This window comes from Erwinia sp. MYb375 (genome assembly GCF_037479175.1).
GTDB lineage: Bacteria > Pseudomonadota > Gammaproteobacteria > Enterobacterales > Enterobacteriaceae > Erwinia > Erwinia rhapontici.
The window spans coordinates 452,677-473,352 of the sequence record NZ_JBBGZS010000010.1; the positions used below are offsets into that span (position 1 = coordinate 452,677).

Sequence of the window (20,676 nt, forward strand, 5' to 3'; positions counted from 1 at the left end):
TGATCTAAGCGATTGTTTCGTCAGCCTGGGCGAGGCATGCCTCGCCCCTACGAGCAACATATCGGGGTCGGGCATGCCGACCCGTTCACCCGGCAATCCCCGTAGGGGTCGGGCATACCGACCCGTTCACCCGACAATCCCCGTAGGGGTCGGGCATGCCCGACCCGGGGTTAACGCCCCAGTGCCGCCAGTGATTTATCCAGCGCACCGACCAACCAGTCAATATCGCTTTCCTGGAACGCCAACGGCGGGCGTAATTTCAGAACGTTCCCATACGGTCCTGCCACTGAAGTCAGTACGTGGTTTTCACGCAGCATCTCAGTGACATCCAGCGCCAGCTGTTTGTCCGGCGTTTTGCTGGCCTTGTCTTTCACCAGCTCAAAGCCGATAAACAGACCCGCACCACGCACATCTCCCACGCATTCGTACTTATCCTTCAACGTGGAGAGCTCCGCCAGCAGTTTCGCCCCCACCACGCGACTGTGCTCCTGCAATCCTTCTTCTTTGATCACTTTCAGCACTGCCTGCGCCGCTGCCATCGCCACCGGGTTGCCACCAAAGGTATTGAAGTAAGGTATCTCATCGCTGAATGCGGCCAGCACATCGCTTTTCGCCAGCAGGCCGGACACCGGGATCCCATTACCCATCGGCTTGCCGGTGGTGATCACATCGGGCACCACATCGTGACGGGCAAAACCCCAGAATGCCTCACCGGTACGGGCAAAACCGGGCTGCACTTCATCAGCAATAAAGATGCCGCCGTTTTTGTGCACCACGTCTATCGCCTGCTTCAGGAAGCCTTTTGGACCCGGTAGCACGCCGTCGGAAGAGAAGATGGAATCCGCGAGGAAGCCGGCAAATTTAATGCCGTGCGCCGCCATATCATCGATCTGTTTCTGAATTTCGCCGGCAAACCAGGCACCGAGATCCGGGGCATCTACACGGTAGCGGTCCGGCGGCAGCACCAGACGGGTCGTTGCGGCCAGCGGCTGACCGCTGCCGAGCGCCGGAGAAACACCGGAAGTGAGGTCGCTGGTGCCATGATAAGACTCCTGAGTAACGATAATCCCGGTGCCGCCGCTGTAAGCACGCGCCACGCGGATCGCCAGGTCATTGGCCTCCGAACCAGTGCACATATACATGGCACGGTCGATTTCCACAGGCGCCGTCGCCAGTAGTTGTTCGGAGTAGTCCAGGATGGCTTCATGCAGATAACGGGTGTGGGTGTTCAGCTGGTTCATCTGCTGATACACCGCATCAATCACCGCCGGGTGACAATGGCCGATGCTGGCGACGTTGTTGTACACATCCAGGTACTTATCCCCGGCGGCATCCCACAGATACTGGCCTTTCCCGCGGACCAGATGCACCGGCTTACGGTAAAACAGGCGGTAAGACTCACCCAGCACCTTGCTGCGCTTGTCGGTCAGTTTACGCACATCCGCATCCAGGCCGTCGGCATGCTCGGCGCGGAAACTGTTGGTATCCATGATGGTTGAACGTGTGGCCATAATCACTCCCGTTGCAAAATTGAGGTTTGCCTGGTGACAGGCAGTCAGCAATGTCTGACCTTCATCATGGCAACTTCCACGTCAAATGCAACAAAATACACAAATGCAATAAAATACACATGCAGAGCGCAGCATTGTCGGTTAGGCTATGTCGGTGAGTTATCGTCAGGAAATCAGACTTATGCTGCAGGAAACACGCTTACATCGCATCCGGGCGCTACTGAGCACCCTCAACCAGGTGAGTACCGAACGGATCATTAAAGAGCTGGGGGTTTCGCGTGAAACTGCCCGCCGGGACATTATTGAACTGGAAGCGCAGGGGCTGGCGAAACGGGTTCACGGCGGTGTGGTGGCGCTGAATGCCATACCGGAACCACCGCTAACGGTGCGCAGTTCCGTGATGGCGAAAGAGAAACGCGCCATCGCACGCGCGGCCGCGCAGCTGTTAGAGCCCGGTCAGACCGTGTTTCTCGATGCCGGAAGCACCACGACCATGCTGGCCGAAGAATTGCGCTCGATGTCCGGCCTGACCATTATCACCAACAGCCTGAACGCAGCTCTCAAACTCTGTGCCGCAGAAGAGCATGAAACGCTGAATAATCAGGTGATCCTGCTGGGTGGCAATATGCTGGCCGGGGCGCAGGAGACGCGCGGGGAACTGACCGTGGGTGAGATCTATCGCTTTCGCGCTGACGTCGCGGTGCTCTCCCCGGTCGGGCTGGACGCCAAACACGGCGCCAGTAGTTTTCAGCCACATGAAGCGGCCATCGCACGCGCCATGACCCGGCAAGCCGGGCGGCTGATTTTGCTGGCCGATCATACCAAACTCGGTCTGAACAGCCGCATGAATTATGCCAGTATTGAGCAGGTCAGCGCGCTCGTCACCGACAGCAGTGCGGCCATCCTGCCTGCTTTCGCCGCCTTACAGCAGGTGCTGCCGCGGGTGGTTCTGGCTTAAATCAGCCGCTGCGGATGCGTATATACCGTTGCCCGCCCCGGTTTACTGAAGCCCACCAGCGTCAGATTGCAACGCTGCGCCACCTCCACCGCCAGTTGTGTCGCGGCTGAGACGGCAAACAGGATTTCAACACCGCACATCGCAGATTTCTGCACCATTTCATAGCTGGCGCGGCTGGATACCAGTACCGCGCCCGCAGCCGGGAGCACTTTACTGCGCATCCCCAGCAGTTTATCGAGTGCCACATGACGGCCGACATCTTCACAGCCGAGGCTCAGTTCTCCCGTGGGTGTCACCCAGGCCGCAGCGTGGGTGCAGCCGGTCAACTGGCCGACCGGTTGAAAATCCTTTAGCTGACGCAGTGCATGATCAAGGTATTGAAAATCAAAATGTTGCGTAAATGGCAGCGGCTGTAGTGGCTTGCCGATCTCGGCCAATTGCTCTACACCGCAGACGCCACAGCCGGTGCGCCCGGCCATCGCCCGTCGCTGCTCTTTTAAGGCAGCAAAGCGGCGGCTGGACAGTTCAACCTGCACTTCAATCCCCTGACAAACCGGCACGACGTCAATACCAAAAATATCGGCCGGGGAGCCAATAATGCCCTCCGACAGGGAAAAGCCGACCGCAAACGCCGCCAGATCTTTCGGCGTCGCCATCATCACCACATGGGAGATGCCGTTGTACACCAGCGCAACGGGCACCTCGTCTGCCAGCCAGTCCGGCTGCGCCTGCTGCAACGCATCACGCTGCCAGACCGTTATCTGGCGTGCGCCGGAAATTTCTGCCGGGTTTATCTCTTTTTTGTGCTGTTCTTCATTCACTGAGTGCCATTCGCCCCATTCAACCACACTTTTTTTGTGGTATTATTTTGCTTCATGCGCGTTAGAAAAGCGCCTGTGCGCATTGTGAACCTCTCACCTACGCTGCGCAAAAATATTGGCTCATACGGAACCAGGGATGACATGATGAAAGTCAGCAGAAGACGATTTTTTAAAATTTGCGCCGGTGGGATGGCAGGTACGACCGCTGCCGCTCTGGGCTTTGTACCCACGGCCGCGCTGGCAGAAAGCCGCCAGTACAAATTGTTGCGTTCCCGTGAAACCCGTAATACCTGTACCTACTGCTCGGTGGGCTGTGGCCTGCTGATGTACAGCATGGGTGACGGTGCGAAAAACGTGAAAGAGCGTATTTTCCATATCGAAGGTGACCCGGATCATCCGGTCAGTCGTGGTGCGTTGTGCCCGAAAGGTGCCGGATTACTCGACTTTATTCAGAGCGAGAACCGCCTGCAATACCCGGAATATCGCGCTGCCGGCTCCGATAAATGGCAGCGTATTAGCTGGGATGATGCCTTTACCCGTATCGCCCGCCTGATGAAAGATGACCGCGATGCCAATTTCATCGCCCGCAATAAAGACGGCGTCACCGTCAACCGCTGGCTGAGTACCGGGATGCTGTGCGCCTCGGCGGCCAGCAATGAAACCGGTTATTTAACCCAGAAAATGACCCGTTCGCTCGGCATGCTTGCCGTCGACAACCAGGCGCGCGTCTGACACGGACCTACGGTAGCAAGTCTTGCTCCAACGTTCGGTCGCGGTGCGATGACCAATCACTGGGTCGATATCCGCAATGCCAATCTGATTGTTGTGATGGGTGGCAACGCCGCTGAAGCGCATCCGGTAGGATTCCGCTGGGCGATGGAAGCCAAAATCCATAACAACGCAAAACTGATCGTTATCGATCCGCGCTTTACGCGAACGGCATCGGTGGCTGACTTCTATACGCCTATTCGATCCGGCACTGACATCACGTTCCTGTCGGGCGTGCTGCGCTATCTGATTCAACACGACACTATCCAGCATGAATACGTTGCGGCGTATACCAATGCCAGCCTCATCGTGCGCGATGATTTCAGCTTCGATGATGGACTGTTCAGCGGCTATGACCCGGAAACCCGCAGCTATGACAAAACCAGCTGGCACTATGCGCTGGATGAGCAGGGCTTTGCGCAGCGTGATACCACGCTGATGCACCCGCGCTGTGTGTGGAATCTGCTCAAAAACCATGTGAGCCGCTATACGCCTGCACTGGTTGAGCGCATCTGTGGCACACCGCAGGCCGACTTCCTGTACGTTTGCGAACTGCTGACCGCCACCAGCGCGGCGGACCGCACCGCCACGTTCCTGTATGCACTGGGCTGGACGCAGCACTCCGTCGGTGCACAAAACATCCGCACCATGGCGATGATCCAGCTGCTGCTGGGCAACATGGGCATGGCAGGCGGCGGCATTAACGCCCTACGCGGCCACTCCAATATTCAGGGACTGACCGATCTCGGCCTGCTTTCCCAGAGCCTGCCCGGCTATATGACGCTGCCTTCAGACAAACAGCCCGATCTGGATCATTACCTTGCCGCCAACACGCCAAAAGCGCTGCTGCCCGGCCAGGTCAACTACTGGAGCAACTATCCGAAGTTCTTTATCAGCATGATGAAAGCGTTCTACGGCGATAAGGCCCAGCAAGAAAATCAGTGGGGGTTTGACTGGCTGCCGAAGTGGGATAAGGGCTACGACGTGTTGCAGTATTTCGAGATGATGCATCGCGGCGAGGTTAACGGCTACATCTGTCAGGGCTTTAACCCGCTGGCATCCTTCCCGCACAAGCAGAAAGTGGCTGAATCACTGTCAAAACTGAAGTTCCTGGTGACCATCGATCCGCTCACTACCGAGACCGCCAGTTTCTGGGAAAATCACGGCGAGTTTAACCGCACCGACCCGTCGCTGATCGGCACCGAAGTGTTCCGTCTGCCTTCCACTTGCTTCGCCGAAGAAGACGGGTCGATTGTGAACTCCGCACGCTGGCTGCAATGGCACTGGAAAGGCGCTGACGGGCCGGGTGAAGCACGTAATGACGGGGAGATCTTAGCCGGCATCTACCTGCGCCTGCGTCAGCTGTATGCGCAGGAAGGCGGTGCGTTACCTGAAGCCGTCTTAAACATGAGCTGGGATTACCAGACGCCTGAAGCCCCTGCCTCCGAAGAGGTGGCGCGGGAGAGCAATGGCCGCGCGCTGACCGATCTTTCGGACGCCAGCGGCAATGTGCTGGTGAAAAAAGGTCAGCAGCTCAGCAGCTTTGCCCAGCTACGTAGCGACGGCAGTACCGCCAGCGGCTGTTGGATCTTCGCCGGAAGTTGGACGCCGGAAGGTAACCAGATGGCGAGACGCGATAATAGCGATCCCACCGGGCTGGGCAACACGCCGAACTGGAGCTGGGCATGGCCGCTTAATCGCCGCATCCTGTATAACCGTGCGTCTGCCGACCCGCAGGGCAAACCCTGGGATTCGAAACGCCAGCTGTTGCACTGGGATGGCGCAAAATGGGCCGGGCAGGATATTCCCGACTACAGTACCGCGCCGCCGGGCAGTGAGGCGGGTCCGTTTATTATGCAGCCGGAGGGAATGGGACGACTGTTTGCGCTGGATAAAATGGCGGAAGGCCCCTTCCCGGAACACTACGAACCCTTTGAGACACCGATTGGCACTAACCCACTGCACCCGTCTGTGGTGTCCAACCCGGCTGCCCGCGTGTTCCGTGGCGACCTGGACAATATGGGCCAGGCAACGCAGTTCCCGTATGTCGGCACCACCTACCGCCTTACCGAGCATTTCCATTTCTGGACGAAACACGCGCGGCTCAACGCCATCGCGCAGCCGGAGCAGTTTATCGAAATCGGCGAAACGCTGGCAGGCAAGCTGGGCATACAGCACGGAGATCGGGTCAAAGTCAGTTCGCAGCGCGGCTACATCAAAGCCAAAGCGGTGGTCACCAAACGCCTGCGCACTCTGCTCGTTGATGGCAAACAGGTCGATACCATCGGTATTCCGATTCACTGGGGCTTTTTGGGTGTGGCGAAGCAGGGCTTCCTCGCCAATACCCTGACGCCGTTTGTTGGCGATGCCAACACACAAACGCCGGAGTTTAAGGCGTTCCTGGTTAACGTGGAGAAGGATTAAACGATGGCTTATCAATCACAGGACATCATTCGCCGTTCGGCCACCAGCGGCCTGACGCCGCCGCCGCAGGCGCGCGACCATCAGCAGGAGGTGGCTAAGCTGATCGATGTCACCACCTGCATTGGCTGCAAAGCCTGCCAGGTGGCCTGTTCCGAGTGGAACGACCTGCGCGACGAGGTCGGCAGTAACGTCGGGGTGTATGACAACCCCGCCGATCTGAGCGCCCAATCCTGGACGGTGATGCGTTTTTCCGAAGTGGAGGAGAACGGCAGGCTGGCGTGGCTGATCCGCAAAGACGGCTGCATGCACTGTGCCGATCCTGGCTGCCTGAAAGCCTGTCCGTCAGAAGGGGCGATCATTCAGTATGCCAACGGCATTGTCGACTTCCAGTCTGAGCAGTGCATCGGTTGCGGTTACTGCATTGCTGGCTGCCCGTTCAACGTGCCGCGCATCAATCCGCAGGATAATCGGGCGTATAAATGCACGCTGTGCGTCGACCGGGTCAACGTGGGCCAGGAACCGGCCTGCGTGAAAACCTGTCCCACCGGCGCCATTCACTTCGGCAGTAAAGAGGCGATGAAAACGCGGGCGGCAGAACGCGTTAGCGAACTCAACACGCGCGGTTTTGCTAACGCCGGTCTGTACGATCCGGCGGGCGTCGGCGGCACCCACGTGATGTATGTGCTGCATCATGCGGATCGGCCCACGATCTATCACGGGTTACCGCAGGCTCCGGCTATCAGCCCGGCGGTCACCTTCTGGAAAGGGGTGTGGAAACCACTGGCCGCACTGGGCTTTGCCGCCACGTTTGCGGCAGCCGTGTTTCACTATGTCGGGGTGGGACCAAACCGGGCCGAAGAAGAGGATGAGGAGGAAAATCCATGAAACCACGTCAGCGTATTCAGCGCTACAGCGCACCAGAACGGCTTAATCACTGGTTGATGGCATTCTGTTTTCTTCTCGCGGCAGTGAGCGGATTGGGTTTTTTCTTTCCCTCCTTTAACTGGCTGATGAACATCTTCGGCACGCCGCAACTGGCGCGCATCCTGCATCCCTTTGTGGGCACCGTGATGTTTATCACCTTCCTGCGGATGTTTTTCCGTTACTGGCGGCACAACCTGTTCGACAGGCAGGACATGATTTGGATGAAAAACATCCATAAAATTGTGCAAAACAAGGAAGTGGGCGATACCGGGCGCTATAATTTCGGACAGAAGTGCGTATTCTGGGCTGCTATCGTCAGCTTAATACTGCTGCTTGCCAGCGGCATTGTTATCTGGCGGCCTTACTTTGCCCCTGCTTTCAGTATTCCGCTGATCCGTGCCGCACTGGTGGTGCATTCTGTTGCGGCAGTGGTGCTGATTGCGGTGATTATGGTGCATGTCTATGCCGCCCTGTGGGTAAAAGGCACGATAACCGCGATGGTCGAAGGCTGGGTCACCGCCAGCTGGGCCAAAAAACACCATCCGCGCTGGTATCGTAGCGAGCAAGAGCAGCAACACCGGCAAAAACAACAGGAAAAAGGCCCCTGATGACCATTCGCATTATCCCGCAGGACTCGCTGGAGAAAAGCGATCTGATGACGGCGGAGACCATTCCGCCGCTCCTTTTCCCCCGGCTAAAGCAACTCTACAGCCGCCGGGCTGCGCGTTTGCGCCAGCTGGCGGAGAAAAATCCGCTAGGTGACTACCTGCGCTTTGCGGCGGTGATCGCCACCGCGCAGGAGATCGTCCTGTATGACCATCCGCTCCAGATGGATCTGCGTGGGCGCCTGGAAGAGAGCGCACGTCTGGGCAAAGCGCCGCTGGATATCAGCACCCTGCCGCGCGACGCGCACTGGCAACGGCTGTTGCATTCGTTGATCGCCGAGCTGAAGCCGGAGATGACCGGCCAGGCACTCTCCGTGCTGGAAAACCTGGAAAAGGCCTCCGTCTCCGAACTGGAAGCCATGGCCAGTGCGCTGTTCGCCAACGAGTTCGCCCAGGTCAGCAGCGATAAATCCCCGTTTATCTGGGCTGCGCTGTCATTGTACTGGGCACAGATGGCGGCACTGATCCCAGGAAAAGCACGGGCAGAAGCGGGTGAACAACGTCAGTTTTGCCCGGTCTGCGCCAGCGTGCCGGTTTCCAGCGTGATTCATATGGGCAGCCCCCAGGACGGCCTGCGTTACCTGCACTGCAATCTGTGTGAAAGCGAGTGGTATGTCATGCGCGCCAAATGCAGTAACTGTGAACAAACGGGCGACCTGCATTACTGGTCGCTGGACAGTGAAACGTCAGCGATTAAAGCCGAAAGCTGCGGCGACTGCGGCACCTACCTGAAGATGCTGTATCAGGATAAAGACCCGGCGGTTGAGCCGGTCGCAGACGATCTGGCGTCGCTGATCCTCGATGCACGTATGGAGCAGGAGGGCTTTGCCCGCAGCAGTCTGAATCCCTTTTTATTCCCCGGAGAGTAGGCTATGAAGCTGATCGGCAATTACACCAGTCCGTATGTGCGCAAAATCTCAGTGATGCTGCTGGAAAAGGGCATCACCTTTGAGTTCGTCAATGAGTCTCCATGGCACGAAGGCAGCCATGTCAAAGACTACACTCCGCTGGGGAAAGTCCCGGCGCTGGTCAGTGATGATGATGAAGTGTGGTACAACTCGTCGATTATCGCCGCTTACCTGGAACTGCTGCATCTCGACCCGGCCTTTTTGCCCGTCGACCCGCGCGCCCAGCTTGCGGTCCGCCAGCTGGAAGCGCTCGCCGATGGCGTCTGTGATGCGGCGCTGCTGATCGTGCGCGAACAGCAGAAAGATCCGGACCAGCAGTCCACCAGCGAGATGCTGCGCCAGCGCGATAAAATTCAGCGTGGGCTGGATGCGCTGGAAGCGGCCGCAGTGGAAGGTAAATGGCTGAACAGCACGCAGATCTCGCTGGCCGATATCGCCACCGCTTGTACGCTCGGTTATCTGAATTTCCGCCGCGTAGCGCCGGGCTGGAATGTGAACCGGCCATCGCTGGTCAAGCTTGCTACCACCCTGTTCCAGCGTGACAGCTTTGCCCGAACGGAGCCGCCTGCTACCTGAGCCTGCCGATGAAAATATTGTTCAGCCAACTTCCCTCCGTTGGCAGCCTGTTACGTCAGACAGAATTTCAGGCGCTCAGCGATCGCTGGGGCCATCGCCAGCTGGTCACTCTGCTGCGTCAGTTACAGCAGCAGGCGCGCCAGCATATTCAGCAATACCAGCAGCTTCCTGACTGGTGCCAAAACTGGGCGCAGCACGCCAGCCAGCGGCTGGAGCAAACAAGCACCAGCGGGCTGCAATCCGTGCTGAATCTCAGCGGCACGGTGTTGCATACTAATCTCGGGCGAGCATTGCTGGCCGAGCCGGCCGTTAATGCGGTGACCCGCGTAATGCGCTCGGCGGTAACGCTGGAGTATGCACTGGATGATGCCGGACGCGGCCACCGCGATCGCGCGCTGGCCGACCTGCTGTGCCAGCTAACGGGGGCGGAAGACGCCTGCATTGTGAATAACAATGCCGCGGCCGTACTGCTGATGCTGGCAGCCCTGGCACCGGGTCAGGAAGTGGTGGTATCGCGCGGTGAACTGGTCGAAATAGGCGGCGCGTTCCGCATTCCCGATGTGATGACTCAGGCAGGTTGCCGACTGCGCGAAGTCGGCACCACCAACCGTACCCATCTGAAGGATTATCGCGAAGCGGTGAACAGCGATACCGCGCTGCTGATGAAAGTGCATACCAGCAACTATCAGGTGCAGGGCTTTACCAAAGCGGTCAGCGAGGCCGAACTGGTGGCGCTGGGCAACGAATGCAATCTTCCGGTCATCAGCGATCTCGGCAGTGGCTCCCTGATTGACCTGACACAGTATGGGCTGCCGCCGGAACCCATGCCGCAGCAGCTGATTGCCGCAGGCGTCAGTCTGGTCAGTTTCTCCGGCGACAAGCTGCTCGGCGGGCCACAGGCGGGCATTATCATCGGCAAAAAAGCGCTGATTGCCCGTCTGCAACAGCATCCACTGAAGCGCGCACTGCGGGTAGACAAAGTGACCCTGGCGGCGCTGGAAGCCACATTACAGCTCTATCTGCACCCGGAGAAACTGGCGCAGCAGCTGCCGACGCTGCGGCTGCTGACCCGCACACCGTCCGAGATCGCCCATCAGGCGCAGCGGCTTTTACCTGTACTCCAGACAGCACTGGCGGGGCTGTTCCTCGTCGAAATAGCTGACTGCCTGTCACAAATTGGCAGCGGTTCGCTGCCAGTTGAACGGCTGCCGTCCGTGGCGCTGACGCTCACTCCGACGAACGGCAGCAGCAGCACATTGCAGGCACTGGCAGACAGGCTCCGCGCCGGTGACGTCCCCATCATCGGGCGTATTCACAGCGGTCGTCTGTGGTTCGATCTTCGAACACTGGAAGATGACGCGCTCTTTATCAGGATGATGACGTCATGATTATTGCCACGGCTGGCCATGTTGATCATGGAAAAACATCACTGCTTCAGGCTATTACAGGTGTGAATGCTGATCGCCTGCCGGAAGAAAAATCCCGCGGCATGAGCATCGACCTCGGCTACGCATACTGGCCTCAGCCCGACGGGCAGACAATCGGCTTTATTGACGTTCCCGGCCATGAAAAATTCCTCAGCAATATGTTGAGTGGTATCGGCGGTATCGATCACGCTCTGCTGGTCGTCGCCGCCGATGATGGCATCATGCCGCAAACCCGTGAACATCTGGCGATCCTGCAACTGAGTGGCCAGCCCGCACTGACCGTCGCCGTGACCAAAAGCGACAGCGTGGAACCCGCACAGCGGAAGGCCGTCGATCAGCAGATCCGCCAGCTTACCCGGCAACTTGGCTGGGAAAGCGTCGCCCTGTTTACCACCAGCACAGTCAACGGGGAAGGCATTGCTGAACTGAGCAACCATTTGCGCCAGCTGCCCGATCGCCCTCTGTGGCAGGATCAGGCCTTCCGTCTGGCGATTGATCGGGTGTTTAACGTGAAAGGGGCAGGTGTGGTGGTCACAGGCACCGCATTGTCCGGTGACGTTCGCATCGGCGATTCCCTGTGGCTGACCGGCATGAATAAACGGGTGCGGGTGCGCGATCTGCATGCTCAGAATCACCCCGTGGAACAGGCCCACGCAGGGCAACGCATCGCGCTGAATCTTAGCGGCGGGGTGGAAAAAGCGGAAGTCAGTCGCGGTGACTGGCTGCTGACGACGGCGCCCGAGCGGCCCTGCGAGCGGGCGATCGTCAGCCTGCAACCCCACCTGACGCTACATCAGGGCCAGTCACTGCATATTCATCATGCGGCCAGCCACACCACCGGCCGCATCTCGCTTCTGGACGATCGTTTTGCCGAGTTGCTTTTCGACAGTCCGCTGTGGCTGGCCGGTGATGACCGGTTAATCCTGCGGGATATCAGTGCGCGCCAGACGCTGGCCGGGGCGAAAATCGTACTGCTGGCCCCGCCGAAACGAGGAAAACGCCAGCCCGCGTTCCTCAACTGGCTGCATCAGCTGGAAAATGCCACAAACCTGGAAGAACGGCTGGAACGACTGTTGCAGCCTCATCCCTGGCGCATGGATGCACTCCACTGGTTTTTTCAGCGTACCGGAGAGGCCATCACTGCCTCGCTCAATAGCGCAACGTTTATTCAGGCCGCCGGTTATCTGCTGCTGAGGCAAACCCAGCGAGAGTGGCAGTCAGGGCTGATCAGCGCGCTGGAAGATTATCATCAGCAACACAGTGATCGTCCGGGCATTGGCCGCGATCGTCTGCGACGCCTGGCATTCCCTGGCCAGCCCGCGGCGCTGGTGCTTGCCCTGACGGACCAGTTGATCGCTCAGAACCTGCTGATTAACAATCGTGGCTGGCTGCACCTGCCCGATTTTCGTATCCGTTTTGATGACCGGGAGGCGGCGCTCTGGCAACAGGCAGAACCCCTGTTCGGCAGCGAGGCATGGTGGGTGCGCGACCTGGCGGTACAGCTGGGCTGCGATGAAGATCTGATGCGCCAGACGTTGCGTAAAGCGGCGCAGAGCGGTGCCATTACCGCTATCGTTAACGATCGGTACTACAGCCATACTCAGCTGACACGCTTTGCTGGCCTTATCTGTCAGCGTGCTGAAACAGGCCAGGGTACCCGGGCCGGGGACTTCCGTGATCAGCTGGGCACTGGCCGGAAACTGGCGGTCCAGATCCTCGAATTTTTCGACCACTGTGGCTTCACTCAGCGCAAAGGCAATGAACATTTATTGCGCGACAGCCAGATGTTCCGCTAGAATGCTGGATAAATAACCAGTAAAGGGAAGAGTACAATGCAACGTTGTGGCTGGGTTTCTGCAGATCCGTTATATATCGCCTATCACGATACGGAATGGGGCGTGCCCCACACTGAAACGCAGGCGTTATTTGAAATGATCTGCCTGGAAGGTCAGGTGGCGGGATTATCCTGGCTGACCGTACTGAAAAAACGCGAAAACTATCGTCGCCTGTTTCATCATTTTGATGTCCGGAAGGTGGCGGCGATGAACGATGACGATATTGAGCGGCTCATGCAGGACAGTGGCATTATCCGCCACCGGGGGAAAATCACGGCGATTATGGCTAACGCACGAGCCCTGATGGCAATGGAAGCCGCCGGAGAAGACTTTAAAACGTTTATCTGGAATTTCGTTGATCATCAAACTCAGGTCAGCCGTTTTACTGACTATCGCACCGCCCCCACCACCAGCGCCATCTCGGACACGATGTCAAAAGCGCTGAAAAAGCGTGGCTTCAAGTTTGTCGGTTCCACCACCTGTTACTCATTTATGCAGGCCTGCGGGCTGATCAGCGAGCACACCACGACTTGCTTTTGCCATCCCGATAACAATAAGTAGCTTTCGCTTACAAATTTGGGAATAAGCCTACGTATTTCCCTCTCATTTCATCGGCATAATGATCGCGTTTACGGGCAATTTTGTCCACTTGCTGCGAATGAGAGGGATCCCCCTGATGAAGAAGAAAAGCGTCATGACACTTGCCCTGGTACTGTGCGGCACCCTGAGCGTGGCGGGCTGTACCACCAACCCTTACACTGGCGAACGCGAAGCGGGTAAATCCGGTATTGGCGCGGGCATCGGTGCCGCGCTGGGTGCTGGCGTTGGTATGATCTCCTCGTCGAAGAAAGATCGGGGTAAAGGTGCCTTGATCGGCGCGGCTGCCGGCGCAGCTCTGGGCGGTGGTGCGGGTTATTATATGGATGTTCAGGAAGCCAAACTGCGCGATAAAATGAAAGGCACCGGTGTGAGTGTGACGCGTAATGGCGACAATATCGTGCTGAACATGCCAAACAACGTCACCTTTGACAGCAGCAGCAGCACGCTGAAACCCGCGGGCGCCAATACGCTGACCGGTGTGGCGATGGTGCTGAAAGAGTATCCAAAAACGGCGGTTAACGTCATCGGTTACACCGACAGCAGCGGCAGTCGTCAGCTGAACATGACGCTCTCCCAGCAGCGTGCTGATGGCGTAGGAAGCGCCCTGATCACTCAGGGCGTTGCAGGCAACCGCGTGCGCACTCAGGGAATGGGGCCTGATAACCCTATCGCCTCGAACAGCACCGCAGAAGGCAAAGCGCAAAACCGTCGCGTTGAGATTACCCTCAGCCCGCTGTAAGCGTCTCACTACCCGGCACGCCCTGCCGGGTAGTTATTCCTGTTTTTGAGAATAATTGCGCTATATCGTAGTGAGCTTTAACAATGTGTGCTACCCTGCGCAGAAATTGATCACCCACACGCCGCCGCACACATGTCACTCAAAGCCATCGCCAGCGCACTCGGCCTCTCCGTTACCACCGTCAGTCGGGCTCTTAATGGCTATGACGACGTGGCAGAAGAGACGCGTCAGCGAATTCAACAAGAAGCCAGACGGCGCGGATATCGCCCGAACGCTGTCGCACGCCGCCTGAAAACCGGACGCACCAATGCCGTAGGTCTACTTTTTCCCGTCACTCCCCTGCCGTTTAACGATATTAGCTTCGTCGAAATGATGGGCGCCATCGCGCAATCGCTTGCGCAGTCCGATGTTGATCTGCTGATCATCGCCGACGACACCCATGACGACCATCGTGGTATGCAACGAATGCTGCGCACGCACTGCGTGGACGCGCTGATTGTTGCACACACTGCGCGACACGACAGTCGTCTGATTAAACTGCAACAGCTGGGCTTTCCGTTCCTGGCGCTGGGCCGCAGCGAGCTGACCTCCCCTTATGCCTGGTTTGATTTCGATAACTACGCTGGGCCAGCCCTGGCCGTTGCACATTATGCCGATGCCGGGCTGCAACGCTTCGCCTTGCTGGGCAGTCATCACGATCAAACCTTTGTTGACCAGCGCCGCCAGGGGTTTCTTGATGCGCTGGCGCTACGCGGCCTGGCTCAGGATGCCTGCTGGCAGATCGAACCTACCCGCCGGGAAGGCTACCGCCTGACCCGTCAGTTGCTGGCACAGCCGCAGCGCCCTCAGGCGATCATCACCGACTGCAATATGCTGGGTGACGGCGCAGCCATTGCCCTGCGGGAAGCAGGTTTTCTCACGGGCCCGCAGCGCGTTGAGCTGGTGGTCTACGATGGTCTGCCTGCGGATTCAGTGATCGCCGATCCGGTCACCAGTATTGTTCAGGCCACACGCCCCGATGTCGGTCAACAGGTGGCAGAGATGGCACTAAGGCTGATTGAGGGAGAAGACGTCAACACCTTACAGGTATTGTGGCAACCGGCGCTGAAACTGCCCTGATGCTGCCGTCGGGCGGCAGTTGTGGTAGGCTCGCGCAATCATCACCATCAGGGAACACCATGAATCGTAAGGCCGCCAAAGCCACCATCAGCGATGTCGCTAAAGCCGCGAACACCGGGAAAACCAGCGTTTCGCGCTATCTTAACGGTGAACTCAGCGCACTCTCCATCGACCTCAAAACACGTATTGAACAGGCCATCGCCACGCTCAATTATCGGCCCAGCCAGATGGCACGTGGCCTTAAACGCGGACGGACCCGGCTTATTGGCCTGATTATCGCGGATATTACCAATCCCTATTCGGTAAATGTGTTGAGCGGCATTGAAGCGGCATGCCGCGCCAACGGCTTTACCCTGCTGATGTGTAACACCAATAACGAAGTGGATCTCGAAAGACACTATCTCAACCTGCTCAACAGCTATCAGGTGGAAGGGATCGTGGTGAATGCGGTCGGCATGCACGAAGAGGCGCTAAATCAGCTCCAGCAATCGCTGCTGCCGATGGTGTTGATTGACCGTAAAATCCCGGATTTCGACTGTGATGTCGTCGGCCTGGATAACCGCACGGCAGCCCTGATGGCCACGGAACATCTGCTGGATCAGGGTTACCAGGCCGTGCTGTTTATCAGCGAACCGCTGGGTCTGGTAAATACCCGCCTGGAGCGTGTGCACAGCTTCCGCGAGCGTATGGCACAGCACCCTGATCTGGTCGCTGAACAGGCTGAAGTTGCCCTCGGCGACGGTGAGCGTCTGGAAACGGTACTGCATGCGTTTTATCAGCGCCATCATGCCGCACCCTGTGCGGTTATGGTCGTCAATGGGGCGCTGACACTTCAGGTTGCCCGTGCACTGCGCCGTCTGGAACTCAACTGGGGCGAACAGATCGGCCTGCTGGGCTTTGACGAACTCGAGTGGGCGGAACTGGCCGGTGTCGGTATCACGACCCTGAAACAACCCACCTGGCAGATAGGGTATGCTGCCCTGGAACAGGTGCTGAAACGCATTGGCGGCGACGATGCTCCACGGCATGAACAGGTTTTCAACGGCGAACTGATTGTGCGTGGATCGACGCAAAGGCTGACGCGTTAAAACAGCGATGATCCTGCCGCCTTGACCCCCGGCAGGATCCCTCATCGGCCCCACCTCGCTCTTTGTCCACGACCCCCTCTGACGCCCTTTTTAAGATTTTTCCCTGCTCTCAAAAGCTCACATCGTGAGCGCGATCATAAATTACTGCACTGATCCTTTCTTTTGGAACCGGTTCCATCTAACGTTTTTAGCAGAACAGGTGGATATTCCCCGGAGAACCCCATGAAAAGAGAAGTCATCGTTGTCACCGCCGCCTATGGACAAAAGCAGGTCGCCGCGCTGGGTGGCCAGCAGGCGCTGCTGCCGATTATTGCCGCCGCAGGCGCCGACGGCGTGGAGATCCGCCGCGAGCTTTTTAGCGAACAACAGCTGGCGACCTTGCCGCTGCTGGCAGACGCCATCCACGCAGCACGACTGGTGGCGTTCTATTCCGTGCCGGAAGCATTATTTATGGCCGATGGTTCACTGAATCCACGGCTCGATCAGCACTTTTCTGAAGCAGAGCAGCTTAATGCCCAGCTACTAAAATATGCACTGGGCAACTATCAGCCCGATTTCGAATGTCATGAGTTGCGCAGCAAACTCGCCGGAAAAAAAGTGCATCTGGTGGTGGAAAACGACCAGACCGACTGCGGAAAACTGGTCGCCCTTGACCGCTTCTTCCACGCCTGCGGCGAAAGCCGTACCTGTAACGGTATGACCTTTGATATGGGCAACTGGCTGTGGGTGGGTGATAAGCCCCTGGAGGCCGCCAGCCGCTTAAGCCGCTACGTCAGCTACATTCATGTCAAAGCCGCGGTGCCTGAGGGCGAAGGCTGGCGCGCCGTTGCACTGGATGACGCTGATGATCTGTGGCGAAAAACGCTGGCGCTGTTGCCATCAGACGTGCCGCGCGCCATTGAGTTTCCGCTGGAAGGGCCGGACCTGGTGGCGGTCACCCGCCACTATGTTGACCTGCTGCGTGAGGAGTAAATCATGAGTATTGATACGAACCATCCACTGGATGTGGTCACCCTTGGCGAAGCCATGGCGATGTTTGTGGCCGATGAGTGCGGCGATCTCGCCAGCGCCAGCCATTTCAGCAAACGTATTGCCGGGGCGGAACTCAATGTCGCGATTGGCCTCGCCCGTCTTGGCCTGAACGTGGGCTGGGTCAGCCGCATCGGCGACGATGCCTTTGGCCGCTTTACCTGTCAGCAGCTGGACCACGAAGGCGTCGATCGCCGTCTGGTGACCACCGATGCGTGTTATCCCACTGGTTTTCAGTTGAAATCCAAAGTCGACGATGGTTCAGACCCCCTGGTGGAGTACTTCCGCAAAGGCTCTGCCGCCAGCCACCTCTCCGTGGCTGACTTTACCCTTAATCCCGGCTACTTCACCTCAGCCCGTCATTTGCATCTCAGCGGCGTGGCGGCAGCCCTCTCTGACAGCTCGCTGGCGCTGTTACAGCAGGTGGCCCGTGAGATGAAAGCATCAGGTAAAACAATTTCTTTCGATCCTAATCTGCGCCCGGTGCTGTGGTCGAGTGAACAGGAGATGGTGAAACAGCTCAATGGCCTGGCGCAGTTTGCCGACTGGGTGCTGCCGGGCATAAAAGAGGGTCAGATCCTGACCGGCTACACGCAGCCGGAAGCCATTGCCGACTTCTACCTGGCGATGGGCGTGAAAGCGGTCGTGATCAAAACCGGCAGCGACGGGGCCTGGTACAAAACCTCCGATGGCGAGAGCGGCCAGATAGCGGCGATCAGAACGGATAACGTTGTCGATACCGTCGGTGCCGGCGATGGGTTCGCCGTTGGCGTGATCAGCGCCTTACTGGAAGGAAAATCGTTACCCGCAGCGATACGGCGCGGTAACAAAATTGGTTCGCTGGCCATTCAGGCCATCGGTGACAGTGAAGGATTACCGACGCGCGCCGCGCTGGGTGATTTCTAACGCCGTCACAACCCGGAAAAACAAACCGCATCGTCCCCTACAACAGAATGCGGCCACCGAGGAAGACTTATGAAAAATCAGACAATCGCGCCGAAACGCTGGTGGTACATCATGCCCATCGTGTTTATCACCTACAGCCTGGCGTACCTGGATCGTGCAAACTTTAGCTTTGCCTCCGCCGCAGGAATTAATGAAGACCTCGGCATCACCAAAGGCGTCTCCTCGCTGCTGGGCGCACTGTTCTTTCTGGGCTATTTCTTCTTCCAGATCCCCGGAGCGATCTATGCCGAACGACGCAGCGTAAAAAAACTGGTGTTCTGGTGCCTGATTCTATGGGGCATCTGTGCCACGCTGACCGGGCTGGTCAGCAACATTCCGATGCTGGCCGCGATCCGCTTTACGCTGGGCGTGGTGGAAGCGGCGGTGATGCCTGCAATGCTGATCTACATCAGCAACTGGTTTACCAAATCAGAGCGTTCACGCGCGAATACCTTCCTGATCCTCGGTAATCCGGTCACGGTGCTGTGGATGTCCGTGGTTTCGGGTTATCTGATTAACGCCTTCGGCTGGCGTGAGATGTTTATTATCGAAGGCTTCCCGGCGGTAATCTGGGCGGTGGCATGGTGGTTCCTGGTGCAGGATAAACCGGCACAGGCCAAATGGCTGAGTGATGCAGAGAAAGCCGCACTACAGGCGCAGTTGCAGAAAGAGCAGGAGGGCCTGAAAGCGGTTCGTAACTACGCTGAAGCCTTTAAGTCACGAAACGTCATTATCCTGTGCGCACAGTATTTTTGCTGGAGTATTGGCGTTTATGGTTTTGTTCTGTGGCTGCCTTCCATTCTGCGTAACGGCACGCAGATGGGCATGGTGGAAGCCGGCTGGCTGTCCTCAGTGCCTTACCTGGCCGCGACCATCGCCATGATTGTCGTCTCCTGGGCTTCGGATAAGTTACAAAACCGCAAATTGTTTGTCTGGCCGTTACTGCTGATTGGTGCAATGGCCTTTTTAGGCTCATATCTGGTGGGACCCGGTCATTTCTGGCTATCCTATGCTCTGCTGGTGATCGCCGGGGCCGCGATGTATGCCCCTTACGGGCCATTCTTTGCCATTATCCCGGAAATGCTGCCGCGTAATGTGTCCGGCGGGGCAATGGCGTTGATCAATGCGATGGGTGCCCTGGGCTCCTTCCTCGGTTCCTGGGTGGTGGGCTACCTCAATGGCGCCACCGGCAGTCCGTCGGCCTCGTATATTTTTATGGGCAGCGCCTTAATGGTTTCCGTCTGGCTGACGTTGATCGTGAAACCCGCACAGAATAAACAGATGCCGCTGCCTCATGGTGCAAAACAGGCTTAATCTATCGACTACCTGAACAGAGAGAATCGAATGAAACCGAATATAGTGCTTTATAAGTCGTTACCGGACGATCTGCGCGCACGGCTGGATGAACATTGCCGTGTGACTGAAGTGAACGACTTGAGCCCGGAAACCCTCGCTGCTCATGCCTCCGCGTTCAGTGAAGCAGAGGGTATTCTGGGATCGGGCGGCAAAGTGGATGCCGATTTTTTACAGCACATGCCGAAGCTACGTGTGGCCTCAACGGTGTCCGTGGGTTATGACAACTTTGATGTGGCGGCGCTGAATGACAACGGCGTCCTGCTGATGCACACGCCGACCGTGCTCACCGAAACCGTTGCCGATACCATGATGGCGCTGGTCCTCAGTTCCGCACGTCGCGTGGTGGAAATGGCTGAGCGCGTCAAAGCGGGTGAATGGCAAAAAAGCATCGCCCCTGACTGGTACGGTGTAGATGTTCATCATAAGAAGCTAGGCATTCTCGGCATGGGCCGCATCGGCCTGGCGCTGGCGCAACGTGCACATCTTGGCTTCGGTATGCCCATCCTCTATAACGCACGTAAACAGCATCCCGAGGCTGAACAGCGTTTTGATGCACAATATTGTGACCTCGATACGCTGCTGGCGGAGTCTGATTTCCTCTGCATCAGTCTGCCGCTGACGGCGCAGACCCACCATCTGATTGGCCGTGAGCAGCTGGCGAAGATGAAGAAAAGTGCCGTGCTGATTAACGCCGGACGTGGCCCGGTGGTTGATGAGCAGGCGCTGATTGCGGCCCTGAAAGACGGGACGATTCATGGCGCAGGGTTGGATGTCTTTGAGCAGGAACCGTTGCCGGTCAGCTCTGAGCTGCTGCAACTGCGCAACGTGGTGGCGCTGCCGCACATTGGCTCTGCCACGCATGAAACGCGTTACGGTATGGCAAAAGACGCCGTGGATAATCTGATTGCCGCGTTAAGCGGTAAGGTCGAGAAGAACTGCGTGAACCCGCGTTAATATCGGGCGGGGCATGCCCCGCCCCTACG

Annotated in this window: 18 protein-coding genes; 16 read left to right on the top strand and 2 right to left on the bottom strand. The window is 57.8% G+C overall.

Going from position 1 to position 20,676, the window contains the following annotated elements:
• Window positions 1-170 precede the first annotated feature (170 nt).
• Window positions 171-1,511: an aspartate aminotransferase family protein gene (locus WH279_RS01990; protein WP_133844748.1), complete on the bottom strand. Its 1,341-nt coding sequence runs from the start codon at window positions 1,509-1,511 to the stop codon at window positions 171-173.
• Window positions 1,512-1,692: 181 nt separating this feature from the next.
• On the opposite strand from WH279_RS01990, the gene WH279_RS01995 reads away from it, so the two are divergent.
• Window positions 1,693-2,469 (top strand): DeoR/GlpR family DNA-binding transcription regulator, encoded by a 777-nt coding sequence (locus WH279_RS01995; protein WP_339454847.1) that lies wholly within the window; start codon window positions 1,693-1,695, stop codon window positions 2,467-2,469.
• Here WH279_RS01995 and fdhD read toward each other — a convergent pair.
• Window positions 2,466-3,290 (bottom strand): formate dehydrogenase accessory sulfurtransferase FdhD, encoded by an 825-nt coding sequence (gene fdhD / locus WH279_RS02000; protein WP_339454848.1) that lies wholly within the window; start codon window positions 3,288-3,290, stop codon window positions 2,466-2,468. The two genes, WH279_RS01995 and fdhD, sit on opposite strands and share 4 nt — an antisense overlap.
• 144 nt (window positions 3,291-3,434) lie before the next feature.
• On the opposite strand from fdhD, the gene fdnG reads away from it, so the two are divergent.
• The 15 genes from fdnG to ghrB all read left to right on the top strand — a co-directional run bounded on the left by fdnG (window position 3,435) and on the right by ghrB (window position 20,647).
• On the top strand, window positions 3,435-6,482 hold the full coding sequence (gene fdnG, locus WH279_RS02005; RefSeq protein ID WP_339454902.1) for a formate dehydrogenase-N subunit alpha: 3,048 nt from the start codon (window positions 3,435-3,437) through the stop codon (window positions 6,480-6,482).
• Between the two features lie 3 nt (window positions 6,483-6,485).
• On the top strand, window positions 6,486-7,367 hold the full coding sequence (gene fdxH, locus WH279_RS02010) for a formate dehydrogenase subunit beta (RefSeq protein ID WP_339454849.1): 882 nt from the start codon (window positions 6,486-6,488) through the stop codon (window positions 7,365-7,367).
• Window positions 7,364-8,014: a formate dehydrogenase cytochrome b556 subunit gene (gene fdoI / locus WH279_RS02015; RefSeq protein ID WP_339454850.1), complete on the top strand. Its 651-nt coding sequence runs from the start codon at window positions 7,364-7,366 to the stop codon at window positions 8,012-8,014. The genes fdxH and fdoI overlap by 4 nt, the downstream gene beginning before the upstream one ends.
• Window positions 8,014-8,940, top strand: coding sequence for a formate dehydrogenase accessory protein FdhE (gene fdhE / locus WH279_RS02020; protein ID WP_339454851.1), 927 nt, complete (start codon window positions 8,014-8,016; stop codon window positions 8,938-8,940). Before fdoI ends, fdhE begins: the two co-directional genes overlap by 1 nt.
• A gap of 3 nt (window positions 8,941-8,943) precedes the next feature.
• The gene (locus tag WH279_RS02025; protein ID WP_200642211.1) at window positions 8,944-9,555 is read left to right on the top strand and encodes a glutathione S-transferase; all 612 of its coding nucleotides are present in this window, start codon (window positions 8,944-8,946) and stop codon (window positions 9,553-9,555) included.
• Window positions 9,552-10,943 carry an L-seryl-tRNA(Sec) selenium transferase gene (gene selA, locus WH279_RS02030; protein ID WP_339454903.1) on the top strand — a complete coding sequence of 464 codons (1,392 nt, stop codon included), beginning with the start codon at window positions 9,552-9,554 and terminating at the stop codon, window positions 10,941-10,943. Before WH279_RS02025 ends, selA begins: the two co-directional genes overlap by 4 nt.
• A complete protein-coding gene (gene selB / locus WH279_RS02035) occupies window positions 10,940-12,778 on the top strand; it encodes a selenocysteine-specific translation elongation factor (protein ID WP_339454852.1) in 1,839 nt (612 codons plus the stop codon). The genes selA and selB overlap by 4 nt, the downstream gene beginning before the upstream one ends.
• Before the next feature lie 36 nt (window positions 12,779-12,814).
• The gene (locus WH279_RS02040) at window positions 12,815-13,378 is read left to right on the top strand and encodes a DNA-3-methyladenine glycosylase I (RefSeq protein WP_339454853.1); all 564 of its coding nucleotides are present in this window, start codon (window positions 12,815-12,817) and stop codon (window positions 13,376-13,378) included.
• Window positions 13,379-13,511: 133 nt separating this feature from the next.
• Window positions 13,512-14,156: an OmpA family lipoprotein gene (locus tag WH279_RS02045; RefSeq protein WP_445235207.1), complete on the top strand. Its 645-nt coding sequence runs from the start codon at window positions 13,512-13,514 to the stop codon at window positions 14,154-14,156.
• Window positions 14,157-14,288: 132 nt separating this feature from the next.
• On the top strand, window positions 14,289-15,275 hold the full coding sequence (locus WH279_RS02050; RefSeq protein WP_200642207.1) for a LacI family DNA-binding transcriptional regulator: 987 nt from the start codon (window positions 14,289-14,291) through the stop codon (window positions 15,273-15,275).
• Between the two features lie 59 nt (window positions 15,276-15,334).
• Window positions 15,335-16,363 (top strand): LacI family DNA-binding transcriptional regulator, encoded by a 1,029-nt coding sequence (locus WH279_RS02055; RefSeq protein ID WP_339454855.1) that lies wholly within the window; start codon window positions 15,335-15,337, stop codon window positions 16,361-16,363.
• A 222-nt stretch (window positions 16,364-16,585) separates the two neighbouring features.
• A complete protein-coding gene (locus WH279_RS02060) occupies window positions 16,586-17,335 on the top strand; it encodes a sugar phosphate isomerase/epimerase family protein (protein WP_339454856.1) in 750 nt (249 codons plus the stop codon).
• Window positions 17,336-17,338: 3 nt separating this feature from the next.
• Window positions 17,339-18,298, top strand: coding sequence for a sugar kinase (locus WH279_RS02065; protein ID WP_339454857.1), 960 nt, complete (start codon window positions 17,339-17,341; stop codon window positions 18,296-18,298).
• Between the two features lie 69 nt (window positions 18,299-18,367).
• On the top strand, window positions 18,368-19,651 hold the full coding sequence (locus WH279_RS02070; RefSeq protein ID WP_339454858.1) for an MFS transporter: 1,284 nt from the start codon (window positions 18,368-18,370) through the stop codon (window positions 19,649-19,651).
• Between the two features lie 30 nt (window positions 19,652-19,681).
• Window positions 19,682-20,647 carry a glyoxylate/hydroxypyruvate reductase GhrB gene (gene ghrB / locus WH279_RS02075; protein ID WP_200642203.1) on the top strand — a complete coding sequence of 322 codons (966 nt, stop codon included), beginning with the start codon at window positions 19,682-19,684 and terminating at the stop codon, window positions 20,645-20,647.
• Window positions 20,648-20,676: the final 29 nt, after the last annotated feature.

What these genes read in the sequence shown, in the direction of transcription:
- WH279_RS02055 (WP_339454855.1), top strand. Translation starts at nt 15,335, where the DNA reads ATGAATCGTAAGGCCGCCAAAGCCACCATCAGCGATGTCGCTAAAGCC.
- WH279_RS02065 (WP_339454857.1), top strand. Translation starts at nt 17,339, where the DNA reads ATGAGTATTGATACGAACCATCCACTGGATGTGGTCACCCTTGGCGAA.
- fdxH (WP_339454849.1), top strand. Translation starts at nt 6,486, where the DNA reads ATGGCTTATCAATCACAGGACATCATTCGCCGTTCGGCCACCAGCGGC.
- fdoI (WP_339454850.1), top strand. Translation starts at nt 7,364, where the DNA reads ATGAAACCACGTCAGCGTATTCAGCGCTACAGCGCACCAGAACGGCTT.
- WH279_RS02050 (WP_200642207.1), top strand. Translation starts at nt 14,289, where the DNA reads ATGTCACTCAAAGCCATCGCCAGCGCACTCGGCCTCTCCGTTACCACC.
- WH279_RS02060 (WP_339454856.1), top strand. Translation starts at nt 16,586, where the DNA reads ATGAAAAGAGAAGTCATCGTTGTCACCGCCGCCTATGGACAAAAGCAG.
- WH279_RS02040 (WP_339454853.1), top strand. Translation starts at nt 12,815, where the DNA reads ATGCAACGTTGTGGCTGGGTTTCTGCAGATCCGTTATATATCGCCTAT.
- WH279_RS01990 (WP_133844748.1), bottom strand. Translation starts at nt 1,511, where the DNA reads ATGGCCACACGTTCAACCATCATGGATACCAACAGTTTCCGCGCCGAG.
- ghrB (WP_200642203.1), top strand. Translation starts at nt 19,682, where the DNA reads ATGAAACCGAATATAGTGCTTTATAAGTCGTTACCGGACGATCTGCGC.
- selB (WP_339454852.1), top strand. Translation starts at nt 10,940, where the DNA reads ATGATTATTGCCACGGCTGGCCATGTTGATCATGGAAAAACATCACTG.
- WH279_RS02045 (WP_445235207.1), top strand. Translation starts at nt 13,512, where the DNA reads ATGACACTTGCCCTGGTACTGTGCGGCACCCTGAGCGTGGCGGGCTGT.
- WH279_RS01995 (WP_339454847.1), top strand. Translation starts at nt 1,693, where the DNA reads ATGCTGCAGGAAACACGCTTACATCGCATCCGGGCGCTACTGAGCACC.
- fdhE (WP_339454851.1), top strand. Translation starts at nt 8,014, where the DNA reads ATGACCATTCGCATTATCCCGCAGGACTCGCTGGAGAAAAGCGATCTG.
- WH279_RS02070 (WP_339454858.1), top strand. Translation starts at nt 18,368, where the DNA reads ATGAAAAATCAGACAATCGCGCCGAAACGCTGGTGGTACATCATGCCC.
- WH279_RS02025 (WP_200642211.1), top strand. Translation starts at nt 8,944, where the DNA reads ATGAAGCTGATCGGCAATTACACCAGTCCGTATGTGCGCAAAATCTCA.